Source organism: Cohnella baijiui, from assembly GCF_020731285.1.
In the GTDB taxonomy this organism is placed as follows: Bacteria; Bacillota; Bacilli; order Paenibacillales; family Paenibacillaceae; genus Cohnella.
This window is the reverse complement of sequence record NZ_JAJFOW010000353.1, coordinates 1-235: the sequence shown is the minus strand read 5'-3', so window position 1 is coordinate 235 and position 235 is coordinate 1. Positions and strand designations below refer to the sequence as shown.

Below are 235 nucleotides of genomic sequence, written 5' to 3'. Positions count from 1 at the left end.
GGTTAGCTCCTTCGGTCCTCCGATCGTTGTCAGAAGTAAGTTGGCCGCAGTGTTATCACTCATGGTTATGGCAGCACTGCATAATTCTCTTACTGTCATGCCATCCGTAAGATGCTTTTCTGTGACTGGTGAGTACTCAACCAAGTCATTCTGAGAATAGTGTATGCGGCGACCGAGTTGCTCTTGCCCGGCGTCAATACGGGATAATACCGCGCCACATAGCAGAACTTTAAAA

1 protein-coding gene is annotated in these 235 nt (G+C 48.1%); it reads right to left on the bottom strand.

Annotated elements, in window-relative coordinates; genetic code table 11:
* The coding region (locus LKX83_RS32935) for a serine hydrolase (RefSeq protein ID WP_227887498.1) at positions 1-235 on the bottom strand (235 nt) is incomplete at both ends.